Genomic DNA, 16202 nt, shown 5'->3' with positions numbered 1-16202 from the left:
GCTACACTAGTATATGCTGTGAACAGTTATTATTAATCATGTTTTTCATCAGGCGATCTCTTGAGATATTTATCCTCTTTCCGAACGTCATTAAAGATATCCCGCTACCTTTTCCGGGTACTTGGGTTTATGTTATGGGCACTCGGCGCCTTATTAAGCAGTTTTTATTTATCGAATATTTTTAATGCGGTTAAATCAGACATTCGTCAAGATTATAATAGTAACTACGACACAACGTTTGCTTATATGCGACATATCACCAGTAATGTGCGTGATATTCAATCTTTGGTGGAAAACTTTTTATCAAAAAAGAATGCAAAAGAGATAATGGTTACTCCATCACATTATAACCCTACTACCTCATACATTCCCCTAAATGCGAATTCCAATTGTCAACTTTTGCATGGCAGCACAAATAATTATTTAATCCCAGTGAGTACACAATTTTTATTTTGGAAAGATATTTTCGCTGGTATGCGTGGAATAAGTCAGGTTTTTTTCGTTGAAACCTCAAGTATGTGCATGGCGAATCTATACTCTAACAATAAAATGACAGAACTGGATAAGCTAAAAAAGATAATCTATGAAAACTCCCGCAAGCTAGTTAATATGAAAGAACTAGGAAAAGAACAAACTATCTTTTGGATCTTACCCAATACAAGAATAGATAATGGTACCATTTATGTTATTACACCAGTTTATGTTAATGGAAAAATGATCGGCGTCATAGGCCTCGAAACAACTATCATGCTAGAAAACTTTCAATATAGAAGAGAGCGGCCTATCCAAATCACGCTACTGAGCGAATCAAATCAACCTATATTACAAATTCCTACAAAAAGTAATAACAAGGCCATATTTACAAATATAAAGTCACCTTATTTTGGTTACGATGAAAATTTTACCACTTTGCTATCAGTACGACGTTTATCACCCTCATCATTATATGTTGTTTATTCATTACCACTAAAAACTATTTATGATGAACTGAAAGTCAGTGTAATTCACAATATTATATTGAATATTATTTCTGCGATCGCAATTATCTTTTTTGTTTGGCTATTTGAGCGAAAAATGTTTGTGCCAGCTCTAGACAATGCAATCCGCCTCGAAGAGCATGAGCAATTTAACCATAAAATTGTCGCTTCCGCCCCTGTGGGGATCAGCATCTTGAGAGTCAGTGATGGTGCTAATATCCTGAGTAATGAGCTAGCACATAACTATACCCAGATGCTGACGCATACAGATCAAAAACGGATTGTTGACATTATTTGTGATAAAACCAGCAGCTATATTGATGTAGTCACTAGTAACAATAATCACCTACAAATTAGTTTTGTACACTCACGCTATCGTAATGAAGAAGTCGCAATTTGTGTACTGATAGATGTCAGTACTCGTGTAAGAATGGAGAAATCTTTGCAGGAAATGGCTTCAGCAGCAGAACAAGCCAATCAGGCAAAATCTATGTTTCTTGCAACCGTTAGCCATGAGCTAAGAACACCTCTATATGGCATAATTGGCAATCTGGAACTCATGCAATCTCATTCATTATTGCCAGAATCTGCACGATTGTTGGCAACAATGAATAATTCATCATCATTGTTGCTAAAAATCATCAGTGATATTCTAGACTTCTCTAAAATAGAATCTAATCAATTAAAAATTGAACCGAAAGATTTTAGTTGCAGAGAAATAATCTCTCATGTGATTTCAAATTATCTTCCCCTCACGGCAAAAAAAGGATTGGGTTTATATTGTTATATTGAACCAGAAGTTCCCGATAGCATTTTCAGTGACCCAGTAAGACTACAGCAAATCATCTCTAACCTGCTTAACAATGCGATCAAGTTCACAGCATCTGGCTGTGTCGTCATTGAAGTTACAATGACGCATGGGTACTTATATATCAGCATCAAAGATACAGGCATTGGAATCGAAGATAAATTACAACTTCAATTATTTGAGCCATTTTTCCAAATTAGCGCCAATAAGGAACATCCTTCTCACGGTACTGGATTAGGTCTCGCTATTTGTGAAAAACTGATCAACTTGATGGATGGTGATATTGAGTTCGTCTCACAAAAATATGTTGGTAGTATTTTTTCCATTCGTATTCCTTTATATGGTGTTAAATATCATGCTAAACAATTATCCGACCAACGGTCAAAAAGAAGAATTTTATTGTACATTCACAATAATTTTCTGGAAAAATATTTGCAAAACTTTCTCTCACAGAATCATTTTCAAGTGGCCTTCTATGATGAAGGCGCAATAGATGGCACAGAAATATTAATTATCGATCAAACTGATAAACCAAATATTTCTGTATACCACTTTATAGAAATATCAGAAAAACATATTGGCCCACCAGAACAAATTCGAGAAAATTATTGGCTGTATAACACTTATGAACTGAATGATTTGGATAGTATGCTGGACAATATCTTGATAGAACATACTTTTTTGCCAACTGCTCCTGTGTTAGCATCCCCCATTTTAACTAAAATCACACAAGCTGATAGTTGCCTGAATACAGTTAAAGTATTGGTAGTTGATGACCATCCTATTAATCGACATTTGCTGGTCGATCAATTAAATTCAATAGGGTTTAGGGCATCAATGGTTAATGATGGCATTGATGCCATTGAATACCTTAAAAACAATCCAATAGATATTATTCTAACGGATGTCAATATGCCAAATATGGATGGATATGAACTTGCTCAATATTTGAGGAGCAGAGGTTATACCAAATCAATTATCGGTATTACTGCCAACGCATTGGCAGAAGAAAAACAACGTTGTGTTAATATGGGAATGGATGACTGCCTATCAAAACCTGTATCATTGTCTATATTAAAAGAAACATTAATCAAATACAGTGATATTTAAACCTGTAAGTATTGATAAATTAAATAATGTAGAATCAGTAATAGTGTTTACCGATTCTACATTAAGAAAATACTATTTTAGTTAGTTACCAATATCTTTCTCGATAGTGACAGAAGATAAATAGTTAAGCAGTGCAATATCGTTATCAACGCCCAGTTTTAACATGGCTGATTTTTTCTGACTACTGATCGTCTTAATACTGCGATTAAGTTTTTTAGCAATATCAGTAACAAGAAGGCCTTCAGCAAATAAACGCAGAACTTCACTCTCTTTCGGAGATAAACGCTTATCTCCATATCCATTAGCATTTACCTTTTCCAGTAACTTAGAAACACTTTCAGGCGTAAATTGCTTACCCTTTTGCAAAGCAGAGAGGGCTTTAGGCAAATCTGTTGGTGCTCCTTGCTTTAATACTACTCCCTCAATATCAAGTTCAAGTATAGCACTTAAAATAGCAGGGTTATTGTTCATTGTAAGAACAATGATTGCCAATCCAGGATAATGGCGTTTAATATATTTTATCAGAGTGATGCCATCACCATATTTATCCCCGGGCATTGACAAATCTGTTATAAGAATATCTGCTTCTATATGTGGCAAACTATTAATGAGTGTAGTTGAATTTTCAAATTCACCGATCACATTAATCCACTCAATTTGTTCAAGTGACTTTCGGATACCAAACAAAACGATAGGATGATCATCGGCGATAATGACATTAAGGTTCTTCATATTATTGGTTACCTTGCTGCAACAGCTTTGTGACAAAGGAATCAATGAGGCTGATGCTATTTTTAATTTCTACTTCATTACTGTCTGCTATGTGTTTTTCCAACGCCTCACATGATGACCTAAGAAGCTTTAAATCTAACATAGCAAACGCACCCTTAAGACGGTGTGTCGTTTGCGAAAGTAATATCAAATCGTGTCGTTCCATATCAGAATACAGTTTAGTAATATCTGGAGGTACTGTCTCTATAAATAATTTCCTATAGTTACTGTCAATCAACTGAGTTTGATAATTTTCGAGAATATTGCAAATACTACTATCAAGGCTCTCAAATGCATCAATATCCTTAACAAGATCACATGTTGGTTCAGAGAGTTCAGGCATTTCTCTGAATTCTTCATCTAAACTGACATTTTCTTCGATTAGAAACGATATTGCATTGATAACAGCATCAATAAAATTGTAATTGCACTGAACCAATCCAGGTTCCAGCTGCTTAAATCCTACTAAACTACCTACTAATAATATAGTTGGTTTTTCCTCTTTGTATTGTTTATCTGTGAGAATAATATCGTATTTTTCCGTAATATTCTCTTTTCTTTTGTTAACGTACTCCGCGCCATAACTATTAAGGTAGGTATGGATAATTTTGCTGATTTCAGGATTATTGATATCAATTAAAGCTGTGATCCCTTCCAAAAGCTTAGGTGTTTCGCCATTTTCATCATCGTGCTGAGATAACGGTAGATTGATAACATAATGTGTTCCCAACCCCAGCTTACTTTTAATATCAAGGCTCCCTCCCATTCTTTTGCATAACTGATTACATAAATAAAAGGTCATACCAGAACTGGTAGAATACTTATCCTCTACTGATTTATTCAGAAAAGGGTGATTCAAGCCGATCAAATCTCTTTCACTTAAACCAGAGCCACTATCCATCAGCTCAATTTGAATATGGTTGTCATATTTACCAGAGCTATTAACAATCAATGATATTTTACCATAACTGGTCGTCGTTATTGCATAATTAAATAATAATGTAATGATTTTATTTAGTTCTACAGCATCTCCAATGAATAAAGATTCACGAGAAATATTGAAATGATAATAGACCCTCAGTCCTTTAGCGTTTAATGCTGGCAAAAAGGTTTTCAGAACATCTTCCAATTGTGATGACAGAGAAAATACTTCATTTTCCGGCTGCCAATCATCCGACTCCAACTCATTGAGCAATGAAATATTTTCAATCCATTCTATTATATATCCTGATTTAACCAATAATTTATCCAGTATATTTTGTATATTTTTATCTTGTGATAACTGCTTCAATTGAGTCGCAATCTCATGCACACTATTAATAGGATACTTTATTTCATTATTAATATTTGAGAGCATAATATGCCTAATTTGAATACTTTTATCATACTCCCGATGAGCAAGTTGCAATCGTTTATTGGCCATTACTTCCTGATCTTTGTCTTGCAATAAAAAGAGGTAAGTTTCTGGCAATAAGCTATTATTATACATTCTCACTTCATAAATCGCCTCATCAATAGATGTCTGAATTACGCCATGATGTTGTTGTGCCATCGCCCTAACTTTATTCAATTCTATGTGAGGTATCAACTTTTCTGCAGCTTTATTACTGGTTATTATTTGATTTGATTCAAAATCATAGACCATAACTCCAATGGAAATATTGGAGATAATATCACGGCTTAGAGAATCTTTAATTTGTAATTCTAGATTCATGGAAGCATTCGGTGCAATATATCGCCTACGTATATAAACTAATCCACTCACGGAAAACAGGAGGAAAAGCAATATTGAAAGCAGAAGCCAAACGTTTCTGAACAACAAATCTACAATCAGTGTCTTCAGTGGAACCTGATAAATCAATTTATACGGCATAACATTAAGCGGCTGAGAAAATTCTAACCAAAAACCGTTCAATGAAACTTCAACTTTATCGGAATCCTTAAATTCACCTAAGTTGATCATATTCAAACGAAAGTTTGCTGGTGACATATCAACCGGCAAGAGATTATTAATAGGCAAATCAAAAGCAATAACAGTAGCCACTTGCCCTACTGCATTAAATGTAGCTTTGTAGGTATAGAAATAAATATTTTCACCACGTAATACATTGATGAACGAAATGCTTTCTTTTTCGTCCAATGCGATGGATTGCTCCAACATATCAATGCGTCTAGCATCAAGATTCCGAGTCAAATAACTCTCCTTGTGCTGGATTTCTGGTTTTAGAACTGGATGCGTCGTTAACAATAATAGATTATTTTCCTGTCCATTAAGATAATACATAGACATATATTCATTATGAGCTCCCCAGAGAATTTTTAGATAGTTCGATAAACTCTCGGCAAGTTGAATAGTCGGGTCGTTATATTGTCCAAAAATAATTGCATCGACGGACTGATTGCTATTTTGTAGCCAATAAGTATTGAAGTTCAACTTAAGCAATGGTATTTGCTCCGGAGAGGAGACTGACATAACATTTGACTGTTTGAAGATATGATTTGCATGGTAACGATACTCTTTAATCTGCAATCTCATTTTAGTTACTACGCTACTGATAGCATATTTTTTCTCCATTAACCAAATATCAAAATAGTTATACCCGAATAAAAATAGAGACGTAAAAAGCAAAGTAACGAATAACACGTAAAAACGAGGAATAGCGGATGGTTTGATAGGTGGCTGTTTATACATTCTTTGGATAATTACCTTTAGTATGAATATATGTTGGTCAATACGGATCAATCCGTCGATAAATAAGCCTATATATTGAGCTTAATACTAGCAGGTTAGCGAATGAAAAGACCATCGCAGATCGAAGTTTGAGCAAACAGTAAAAAAAACACAATTTTTTTTCTTTAGGGGCTAGACACATTAAAACGATATAGGCATAATCTCGCGCCATGGAAGGATGGCCGAGCGGTCGAAGGCAGCGGTCTTGAAAACCGCCGATGGGAAACCATCCTAGAGTTCGAATCTCTATCCTTCCGCCAAATTTAGCCGGCTTAGCTCAGTTGGTAGAGCAACTGACTTGTAATCAGTAGGTCACCAGTTCGACTCCGGTAGCCGGCACCATACAGAAACCCGCTATTTTCCGTAATCAATCGGTAAAATAGCGGGTTTTTATTTTGTTGTAGTATAAAAATAAAACGTCCTATATTCCCTCCAATCCTTCCCCACTGCTAGTTTATTGGTCTTACTGGATATACTTACCTATTTGAATAGTACATCTAATGATTATTTAACATACCAATAAATTATGTTACTCAACAAAGAAGATTCTGATTACTTTTTAACTTAACATACTTCTGCTTTCTTAGTTACTTTCTCTTAATCACTTAGCTCAGCAACTTGTTATCTAACATACAATGTCATTTGTGTGCTCACCTTCCTATCACAAAATAGGAATTTATTAGGTGTAGTTATACTATTTTTAATCAAACAAACTGAGCCATGAAGACATTTTTATCTCCACCCTATAATTGTAATTATTTATTTACACCTTGTGTACCATAGATTTGACAGATATAAATCAATCATTTAACCTGCTTCCTTATAACAATTTTTTAGCACATTAAAAAAACGAGGATCGCGTGAAAAATCGCACTATTGGCAGTATTTTTATCGTCGCAGGAACGACGATTGGAGCTGGGATGTTGGCAATGCCATTGGCAACGGCAGGTGTGGGATTTGGAACTACCTTTGCCATGTTAATCGCCCTGTGGGCTTTGATGAGTTATACCGCCCTCCTACTCGTGGAAGTTTATCAACATAATAAATTTGATTCTGGATTAGGAACCATTGCGAAACGCTATCTTGGATTAGGTGGGCAGGTGTTAACTGGCTTCAGTATGCTGTTCCTAATGTATGCTCTGACAACTGCTTATATTAGTGGTGCCGGAGAATTACTAGCGACCACACTCTCTTCTTGGTTAGATAAGCCAATTTCTGTCTCTGCTGGAATCAGCATTTTTACCATTATTGCTGGAGGGGTCGTCTGCATTGGAACCCAATCCGTCGATTTAATTAATCGCCTGTTATTCACCGCTAAAATCATTTTTCTGGTGATCGTACTCGGTGTAATGATGCTTCATGTTGATAGAATCAACTTGATCTCCATGCCTATTGAACAAGGATTAGTGCTCTCCGCCATCCCAGTGATTTTTACTTCATTCGGATTCCACGGCAGTGTGCCAAGCATTGTTGCCTATATGGGAGGAGATACCAATAAACTAAGGAAAATCTTTGTCATCGGTAGTGCCATTCCACTGTTTGCCTACATTCTTTGGCAATTGGTCACCCTCGGGGCTATCTCTTCAAATACATTTGTTGGCATTCTCGCACAACAATCTGGCCTGAATGGGCTATTGCAAGCAGTCAGAGAAGTTGTCGCCTCTCCAAAAGTAGAGCTTGCCGTTCACCTGTTTGCTGATCTTGCATTAGCCACCTCATTCCTTGGTGTTGCTTTAGGGCTGTTTGATTACCTTGCTGATCTTTTGAAACGTCGTAATAATGCCAAAGGGCGTTTACAAACAGGGTTAATAACTTTTGCTCCACCATTGCTTTGTGCGCTGTATTACCCTAATTTTGTTATGGCACTGACATTTGCGGCAGTTGCCCTTTCTATTCTCGCGCTGTTATTGCCTTGTCTGTTAGTTTGGCGTAGCCGTGAAGAAAATCAGGAAGGTTACCGTGTCAAAGGAGGGAAGCCCGCGTTAGTCTTTATTTTCCTGTGTGGGCTTGCAGTTATCGCTATCCAAATTGGTATCGTTACAGGTATGTTGCCACAAATAGGATGATTTTCCTGCTTAAACTATCTACTACCCGCATTAATTCTAATGCGGGTAGTAGATAATGAATAATATTGAAATATTCCAGCCATTAGAAACTCACACCAATACCAGCATAAAAACCATCGGAAATTTTATTACTGCGATTGCCGTTGTTTCCTTTTATATCAATGACGCGATAGCCACCATCTATATGTACTGGTTTAAACAGAGTATATCGTACCCCTCCAGAGGCCTCAGTATAAGAATCCATTCCTGATGTTAGACCTGATGGTGAACCATAAGCCTCCCCGTACAGAGACAGGCACGGCAACACTGCCCAACTGAGTCCAGCCCCCACAGCCAATGCTGCCCCATCTTTCCCATCTTTAGGAGACAAATAAAGCCCTTTCGCGCCAACGTTTACTGCCAATCGCCAAACTGGCAGACCGAAGCCTAAACCTATGCTACCGAGCTGACCATTATGATCACTTCGAGTCCAATTGCCAGTCATAGACAAGCCCGCATTTTTGTCACCAATACCGACAAATGTACTGGTATTATGTTTTCCTGTTTGTACATCTACGGAAAACGCATTTGCTGCGCCAGTTATGAAGAGCAAACTGACGGTCCCAATAGTAATAAAACCTTTCATAAAATTGTCCTTTTATTTAGTAAATGCCCATATGAACTCAGACTGAGACATTGTACTTAAATCAGCATGACGATATAGATGACAAAGGCAATTAAATGTACAGATTTATAAACATAAGTAAATGGAATTATCCAAAAACTTTACCATTTACCTCCGATATCCACTGATTAACAAGTTGACGAGAGACTTTTATTCCGTCACTTTTCAGTTTTGAAGGCAATAGATAACAAGCAACAGGTCGCTGGAAAACGGCAATTTTATCTGAAATCCAATCAATAATTGTTTCTGTCAGCTCAGGATATTGAGTTTCAATCACAGCTACTGGCCGATGGCCGAACTCAGCATCAGCAACGGGAACCACAAAGCTCTGTTCAATTTGAGGATGCTGGTTAATAATTCGCTCGATATCTTCTGGCTGGATCCCCTCCCCACCACTGAAAAATTGGTTGTCGAGGCGTCCTAAGATCCGCAACTCTCCTTGTTCAAATATCCCTCTATCCCGAGTAGAAAACCATCCCTTGTTCTCGACTAACGGCTTCAATTCCCCATTAAACCAATAGCCGCTTGCGATACTGTCAGCTCGTATCTGAATTTCTTCATCAACTAAACGGATGGATTTTCCAGGAAGCGGCTTTCCCACACCCGGCAATTTATCTGCCCTTTTTACGCAAACAGTTGATGCCATTTCTGTCAGCCCATAACCACACCAACAACGGATACCCAATTCTTCAGCCCGTTGGGTCAGTTCCGTTGGAATCATAGCTCCTCCCAACAACACTTCTTTTAACGTCAATGGATATTCATGTGATTGCTCTAATAAACGCCAAAGTTGAGTCGGTACAAGTGATGCATGAGTACAACCAGACAGAGCGAGATTCAATGGATGCAAATCCCGCAACATCAATGTTGCTCCTGCCTGCAACCAGCGCCAAAGGATCCCCTGGCCTGACACATGAAACAGCGGTAATGAAAGCAACCAACTATCATCTGGCTGAAAATCCATGCAGGAAAGAATGCTCTGCGCACTAGAAAGATGAGCACCAATGGAATGTACTGCAACCTTAGGCAATCCAGAAGAACCAGAAGTCAGGATCATGCTGGCGGGGCGTAGACTTTCCCACAATACCCATTGTTCCTCTTTTACCTTTCGTGCATCTTTCATCCACTGTTGATGTTTTGCTGGAAATTTTTGTTGCCAGTCAAGTTTTTTAACTTGAATAACAGACAAAGGTGAATCCATAAAATCTATCCCATGATCCATATTGAGATTAGGCAATAAATCAGCCAACAGTCGGTCAGGCAATTGAGGATTGAGGGGTAACGCTCTTGCACCACACTGTAAGACAGCAAGATAACATAGCAGAAGTTCCGCACTGTTCTTGCCTCTGAGGATCACCCCACTATCCTCCACAACTCCCTGTTGATGGAAATGGCTGGCAATGGCGTTGATTCTTTGTGTCAATTGATACCAATTTAATTGCTCACCATATAATTGAACAGCCTGTTTTTTAGGCGAAACAATAGCCCAATGCTGCCATGGCCACTGATTCCATTCAGTTGCTGACCATTCTGCTGCTGCCCACTCTGTTACTGACATTCACAACTCCATACCATTGCCAGCCTATCAAGCGTGACGCACGGAATGTCACTATTTGGCCAACAACGGATGAGTTGTGACTGTATAAGATCCAGAGTATCCAAGCCCGGGAGTGAATCAGGTGTAAGCCATTGAGCGAGGCGGGCTAATTGTGTCAATCCAAAGCTACTTTCAATACTGGAGCTAATCACTGCTTCCAACCCTAATCGATGTGCTTCGGTAATTAACTGCCGGCAACGATCAATACTACCAACCAATGTTGGCTTAATGACGATGGCAGAAACTCCCTCTTGTGCTTCTACCGTAAAATCAGCTTCACGTACACTTTCATCCCATGCAATGGCGATCCCAGTCTCTCGCGCAAATGCCAGAGATTCTTCCCGGGTTTTGCAAGGTTCTTCGATGAAAGCAATTCTCTGCCGATAATCTGGATTGACGTATTTGGCGAAACCCTCTGCTTTTGTGCGTGTCCAACCGCGATTGGCATCTAATCGCAGCTGGAGATCAGGCACTGCTTCAAGCATAACATTCACTACCATGCCATCTCGTACAGCCTCATACAGCCCAACTTTCACTTTTGCAATCTTCTGACCAGCCATATTTCCCAAACGCAGAATCACATCATCGGGATCGCCCGTACATAATGGTGCCTTGCGATAATTAGCCGCTTCGGGCAGTTTTCCCAGCAATTCAGCCAAGGCACAACTTATGCCAAATGCAACAGAGGGAAGATAACTTTCTTCTGGCTGCATGTTCAGGCACCACGATGGTTGTAAGCATTGTTGTAAGCTCGGTTGTTGTAACCATTGCTGCAACCATTCCACAGCCGATGCCTTAGCTTGCTCAAGCGTTTCATGGCTAAATTCCGGTAACGGGGAGATTTCACCCCAACCATCCCGCCCATCTTCCTGCAAGTGAACCAAAAAACCATCACGGGTTTTCAGGCGCTGATAACGCAGAATAATACCTGCCTCCATTGGCAGGCTGAATTGGTATAAAGTCGCTTTACGCATTATGGATTACGCTTGAATTTACTGAAATCAGGATGGCGTTTTTCATTGAATGCATTGCGTCCTTCCTGCCCTTCTTCCGTCATGTAGAACAACATGGTGGCATTCCCAGCCAACTCCTGCAAACCAGCCTGACCATCACAATCTGCATTTAATGCCGCTTTCAGGCAACGCAACGCCATTGGGCTGTTTTCCAGCATTTCACGACACCAGCGTACAGTTTCTCTTTCCAATTCGGCATAAGGTACAACTGTGTTAACCAGTCCCATATCCAATGCTTCTTCAGCACTGTACTGGCGACACAAAAACCAAATTTCACGCGCTTTTTTCTGCCCGACGATCCGCGCCATGTATGATGCTCCCCAACCACCATCAAAAGAGCCAACTTTAGGACCTGTCTGACCGAAAATGGCGTTATCCGCTGCAATAGTCAAATCACACATTAAATGCAAGACGTGCCCACCGCCAATTGCATATCCTGCAACCATGGCAACCACGGGTTTTGGGCAAGTACGAATTTGCCGCTGAAAATCCAATACATTCAGATGATGTACTCCACTATCATCTTTATAACCGCCATAATCGCCGCGGATTTTTTGGTCACCACCAGCACAGAAAGCCTTTTCACCCATTCCCGTCAGAATAATCACTCCAATGGCCTCGTCATAACGGGCATCTGCCAACGCCTGAACCATCTCTTTGACCGTCAATGGGCGGAACGCATTACGTACTTGTGGGCGATTAATCGTAATTCTGGCAATACCATCTGTGGATTTATGATAGAGAATATCTTCAAACCCTTCAGAGCAATCTTGCCATTCAATAGGGGCATACAATTTTTCTTCGTTTGGGTAACGCATTACTGTGTTTCCTTAACCAAAAATGATAAAAAGTGGTTCACTGCACTAGAAAAAGCCGCAGGATTGCCGTAATGAGCATTATGTCCAACCCGAGGGATGGTTTTTAATGGCAGCGTATGTTGCTGTGCTATTCTTTGGAATTTACGATCATTTTCTCCACATAAGTAGGTGAAAGGGATAGTTATTTGCTGCAAATCAGGAACCAGCCAAGGTTGCCGTCCTAACGAGATATTTTCCAGCATATCGGCAATGCTATCTCCCCTGTTCTGGCTGCGCAGGTGAATAAGTTGATCACGCTGTGCTGCTGTTAAATCAGCAAATACTGGCTGTTGATACCAATCAGCCAAAACTGATGTTATTGATTCTTGACGAAAACGCTGTGCCCAATGTTGATCATGCTGTAATCTCGTATCACGCTCCTGCCGGGAAAACAGCCCGGGATTTCCTCCTTCCACCAGCAATCCCCGCAAGCCATCGTATTCACCATGAATCGCGTGGTGCATGGCAATTCGTCCCCCCAGTGAATAACCTATCAAACAATAATCAGTGATTTGATACTTGGATAAAGTTGCACTCAACAATTCACTCATTTCAGCAAAGCCACCTGTCAACGCAACATCGGCAGAATTACTGTGTCCCGGTAAATCAATCACCAGTGAAGGATATTGATCGCAAGCACCCACCGTGGAAAACCAATCTTCACCTTTTCCCAATAATCCATGTAACCAAACTAACCATATCCCTTGATTATGTGTATGAAATGTCCGGCACTTTAGTTTTACAGGGCTTAATTTCATAGCTCAGCCACCTGTTTCAGTAGCTCTTGCAGACACGCCGTCCCTTCACTGCCTGAAACTTTTAACTCAATCAATGTAGTCTCTTTATGCTCCCATGCTTGTTGGGCACACTGCTTTAATTCCAACCAACTTTGTGGTGCAGCATAGTGCAAACCAAACATAGCTGCGGCATGATCAAAATTGACATCTTGCGGCATACAATAAAAACGCTGGCGTTCTTCCTGCGGCGTTGATAACAAAGAAAAAATCTGCCCTCCATTATTATTCACGATGATCAATAACATGGGGTTAGAAAGACGACGCAATAAAGCTAAACTATTCAGATCATAGAGAGCTGAAATATCACCTACAATCGCTAATGTTGGTTTATTTGTTGCCCGTTGTACACCAGCAGCGGTTGAGATCAATCCATCAATACCGCTGGCCCCCCGGTTGCTGTAAACCGGATAGCCCACGGGAAGCTGTCCCAAAGCATCAATCAAGCGCACAATCAGACTATTACCAACGAACAATTGCCCTTCTTCTGGTAGTAACTGATGTAGCTGATGCGCAACTGCCGCTTCGCTGAATTCTCCTGCCAACTTTGTTTCAACAACTTTAAACGCGCTTCTTGACCATGAATTTAATTCATCTGCCCAGGGCACACGGGAATATGCAGGATGCTCCCGTAGCCAATCAGCCACACTGCAAGTAAATTTGCGCCCTCGATGATTAGCTGGATCAAGCCTGCCAGCAATTGGATCGACAATCCAATACTGCTCAGGCTGGCATTTGGCCTGCCATTCCAGCAGTCGTTTTCCTGTCAGACTGGCACCAAGCTGAATCACCAGTTGTCCTTGTGACAAAATCTCTTGAGTGCGGGGATGATTCAGCCACAAATCGGCATGTGGCAAAGGCTGCCCCGTTTGAGACAACACATCACCAATTAGCGGCCAACCCATATCTTTTGCCCATTGAGCGACATATTTTCCTTCTTCAGCGCTCATTCTCCCTGCCAGTATAATTCCCTGTTTTTTCTGCCAGATATCCCAATCCGCAGCTTTAATCGTAGTATGCATTTCTGGCTGAGCTAACCACGGTTCATCCCCTTGCCACCATTCTCCCAATGTTTGTAACCAATATTGATGCGCAGCTACCTCATTACCATACAAAGGTTCAGCAAACGGGCAATTAATATGCAAAGCACCTTGTTTTAGGTTTGACATTTCATTATCTATGGAAGAGACCAACCAACTGGCAGGAATATCTGTGGTCGGACGCGGCAATGCTAAAGTTTGTGAGGGATGGGAAGCAAAAATGTTTATCTGGCGAATGGCTTGATTCGCACCACAATTGATTAATTCAGGTGGTCTGTCAGCAGTGAGAAACACCAACCGTTCTCCCGTCAGCCCTGCTTCAATCAAGGACGGATACAAATTGGCAACCGCTGTTCCAGACGTCACAATAACCGCAACTGGCTCTTTGCCCGCTTTTGCCAACCCCAATGCCAAATGCCCTAATCCACGCTCATCAAAATGGGTATGGCAGATCAACTTATGGTTTTTTGCAGCAGCCAGTGTCAATGGTGTCGAACGGGAGCCGGGAGCAATACAGACATGACGTAATCCATGGCGGGTCAATGCTTCCAATAAAAGTTCCGCCCAACGGCGGTTAAATGCGCTGTTTGACATATAATGCTCAAAAACTTCTTTTAAAAATGATGCCACCAAAGAATAAAAGATATTATATAAAGCATCCTTTATCTTAACGGCTGTAAAAACGATTTCCTTATCTTAGTTCAAGGAATTGCCGTTTAATTGGCGATATTTTCGCTATAAACAAAAAAATGTAAGGCCAATTGATAACAAAACTGGGGCAGGGGTCTACATCAAAAAGTGAATTTATAGAATGGAGAAGATGAAAACCAGCCATAAAAAAGGGTTATGGCTGGTCATGCGGCAGAAACGATTAAGACAAGAAATTAAGGGTAAATAATGTCCAATGTTGTGGTTGCATTAGCTTTACCCGCCGTAATCCGATTTCCTGTTTGTATATAACGAGCCTTTAAAGAAACAGAATGAGTTCCATCTGTGGTGTTACCCAGTTTTATTGATGAATTAAATGGGATCGGCTGATTCTGGTACAAAACCTGAAGACCTACTCCACTCGCTGAATTCTTGTCTTGATCAAGATCCAAGACATCACCAAAACCACTTAACGTACTTGTCCCAAACACTAATTCAAGAGGAGTACTGGTATTACAGCTCAATTCAACAGTAAATTCCCGTTCCCCCGCAGTGCTATTAATCCCAGAAAATTCAGCGCTTTCTATTTTTCCCATTGGAACAAGGATGTCTCTTTTTTGCAGAAAACAGCTAGGAGTAATAAAACTTATGTTACTGAGATGATAAGAATATATGGCAGTTCCTTCCATATACGCAGTAAGCGTACCAGACTTTATCATGCCTGAGCCTGTCTGATTCTCTGTTTTCACAAACTCAATTTTAGCTTCATGCTCTTGGGTATTAACCCGTATTCCGATACCCGATACCCCAGAATCATAAAGGTCTTGGCTACCGTTTGCCGTAATAAGGGGATATCCCGAAAACTTCCACTCTATTTTTGTCGAAGCATCGCAATGGGTTTTATTCAATCCCACGGATTTGACGGGATAAGAATCAATGATCCCACCAATATTCATCTCCCGACTTACCGGAAAACTCCCTGAATTGATGGAAAAATTTTGTGCAATATATTTCGACTCAAAGTGACAGGACTCTGCACAGGCACAAATACTGGCGAACAACCCAATCAACACATTGCTGACCGCCAGTAATAATCGATATTTCTTATGGACAATAAACATATGCA

The 16202-nt window shown here is 40.0% G+C and carries 11 protein-coding genes and 2 tRNA genes; 4 read left to right on the top strand and 9 right to left on the bottom strand.

All coding sequences use genetic code 11. From position 1 onward, the window contains the following. Window positions 1–60: 60 nt before the first annotated feature. Complete coding sequence (gene rcsC, locus Xvie_RS05765; protein ID WP_086108399.1) at window positions 61–2895, top strand: two-component system sensor histidine kinase RcsC; 2835 nt, start codon at window positions 61–63, stop codon at window positions 2893–2895. An 81-nt stretch (window positions 2896–2976) separates the two neighbouring features. Here rcsC and rcsB read toward each other — a convergent pair whose 3' ends face one another. Both rcsB and rcsD read right to left on the bottom strand, forming a co-directional pair. Further along, window positions 2977–3627: a response regulator transcription factor RcsB gene (rcsB, locus tag Xvie_RS05760; RefSeq protein ID WP_086108398.1), complete on the bottom strand. Its 651-nt coding sequence runs from the start codon at window positions 3625–3627 to the stop codon at window positions 2977–2979. 1 nt (window position 3628) lies between these two features. Then, on the bottom strand, window positions 3629–6358 hold the full coding sequence (gene rcsD, locus Xvie_RS05755; RefSeq protein WP_086108397.1) for a phosphotransferase RcsD: 2730 nt from the start codon (window positions 6356–6358) through the stop codon (window positions 3629–3631). Window positions 6359–6569: 211 nt separating this feature from the next. Here rcsD and Xvie_RS05750 point away from each other — a divergent pair. The 3 genes from Xvie_RS05750 to tyrP all read left to right on the top strand — a co-directional run bounded on the left by Xvie_RS05750 (window position 6570) and on the right by tyrP (window position 8463). Then, window positions 6570–6657: transfer RNA gene (locus tag Xvie_RS05750), tRNA-Ser, on the top strand. Between the two features lie 6 nt (window positions 6658–6663). Continuing rightward, window positions 6664–6739, top strand: a tRNA-Thr gene (locus Xvie_RS05745). A gap of 578 nt (window positions 6740–7317) precedes the next feature. Next, window positions 7318–8463 (top strand): tyrosine transporter TyrP, encoded by a 1146-nt coding sequence (gene tyrP, locus Xvie_RS05740; RefSeq protein WP_244175480.1) that lies wholly within the window; start codon window positions 7318–7320, stop codon window positions 8461–8463. A gap of 82 nt (window positions 8464–8545) precedes the next feature. On the opposite strand, the gene Xvie_RS05735 is transcribed toward tyrP, so the two are convergent. From Xvie_RS05735 to Xvie_RS05705, 7 genes are all read right to left on the bottom strand, one after another. Further along, the gene (locus Xvie_RS05735; protein WP_086108395.1) at window positions 8546–9088 is read right to left on the bottom strand and encodes a YfaZ family outer membrane protein; all 543 of its coding nucleotides are present in this window, start codon (window positions 9086–9088) and stop codon (window positions 8546–8548) included. Window positions 9089–9215: 127 nt separating this feature from the next. Beyond that, the gene (menE, locus tag Xvie_RS05730) at window positions 9216–10685 is read right to left on the bottom strand and encodes an o-succinylbenzoate--CoA ligase (RefSeq protein WP_086108394.1); all 1470 of its coding nucleotides are present in this window, start codon (window positions 10683–10685) and stop codon (window positions 9216–9218) included. Further along, window positions 10676–11698 carry an o-succinylbenzoate synthase gene (gene menC, locus Xvie_RS05725; RefSeq protein WP_086108393.1) on the bottom strand — a complete coding sequence of 341 codons (1023 nt, stop codon included), beginning with the start codon at window positions 11696–11698 and terminating at the stop codon, window positions 10676–10678. Before menC ends, menE begins: the two co-directional genes overlap by 10 nt. Continuing rightward, window positions 11698–12555: a 1,4-dihydroxy-2-naphthoyl-CoA synthase gene (menB, locus tag Xvie_RS05720; RefSeq protein WP_086108392.1), complete on the bottom strand. Its 858-nt coding sequence runs from the start codon at window positions 12553–12555 to the stop codon at window positions 11698–11700. Before menB ends, menC begins: the two co-directional genes overlap by 1 nt. Next, window positions 12555–13352, bottom strand: a complete 798-nt coding sequence (gene menH / locus Xvie_RS05715; RefSeq protein WP_086108391.1) for a 2-succinyl-6-hydroxy-2,4-cyclohexadiene-1-carboxylate synthase — start codon at window positions 13350–13352, stop codon at window positions 12555–12557. Before menH ends, menB begins: the two co-directional genes overlap by 1 nt. Next, window positions 13349–15022: a 2-succinyl-5-enolpyruvyl-6-hydroxy-3-cyclohexene-1-carboxylic-acid synthase gene (gene menD, locus Xvie_RS05710; protein WP_086108476.1), complete on the bottom strand. Its 1674-nt coding sequence runs from the start codon at window positions 15020–15022 to the stop codon at window positions 13349–13351. The genes menH and menD overlap by 4 nt, the downstream gene beginning before the upstream one ends. A gap of 290 nt (window positions 15023–15312) precedes the next feature. Continuing rightward, complete coding sequence (locus tag Xvie_RS05705) at window positions 15313–16197, bottom strand: fimbrial protein (protein ID WP_086108390.1); 885 nt, start codon at window positions 16195–16197, stop codon at window positions 15313–15315. Between the last annotated feature and the right edge of the window lie 5 nt (window positions 16198–16202).

The sequence above is a fragment of the Xenorhabdus vietnamensis genome, from assembly GCF_002127535.1.
GTDB lineage: Bacteria > Pseudomonadota > Gammaproteobacteria > Enterobacterales > Enterobacteriaceae > Xenorhabdus > Xenorhabdus vietnamensis.
The sequence above is the reverse complement of the archived record's forward strand: the minus strand, read 5'-3'. Positions and strand labels throughout refer to the sequence as shown.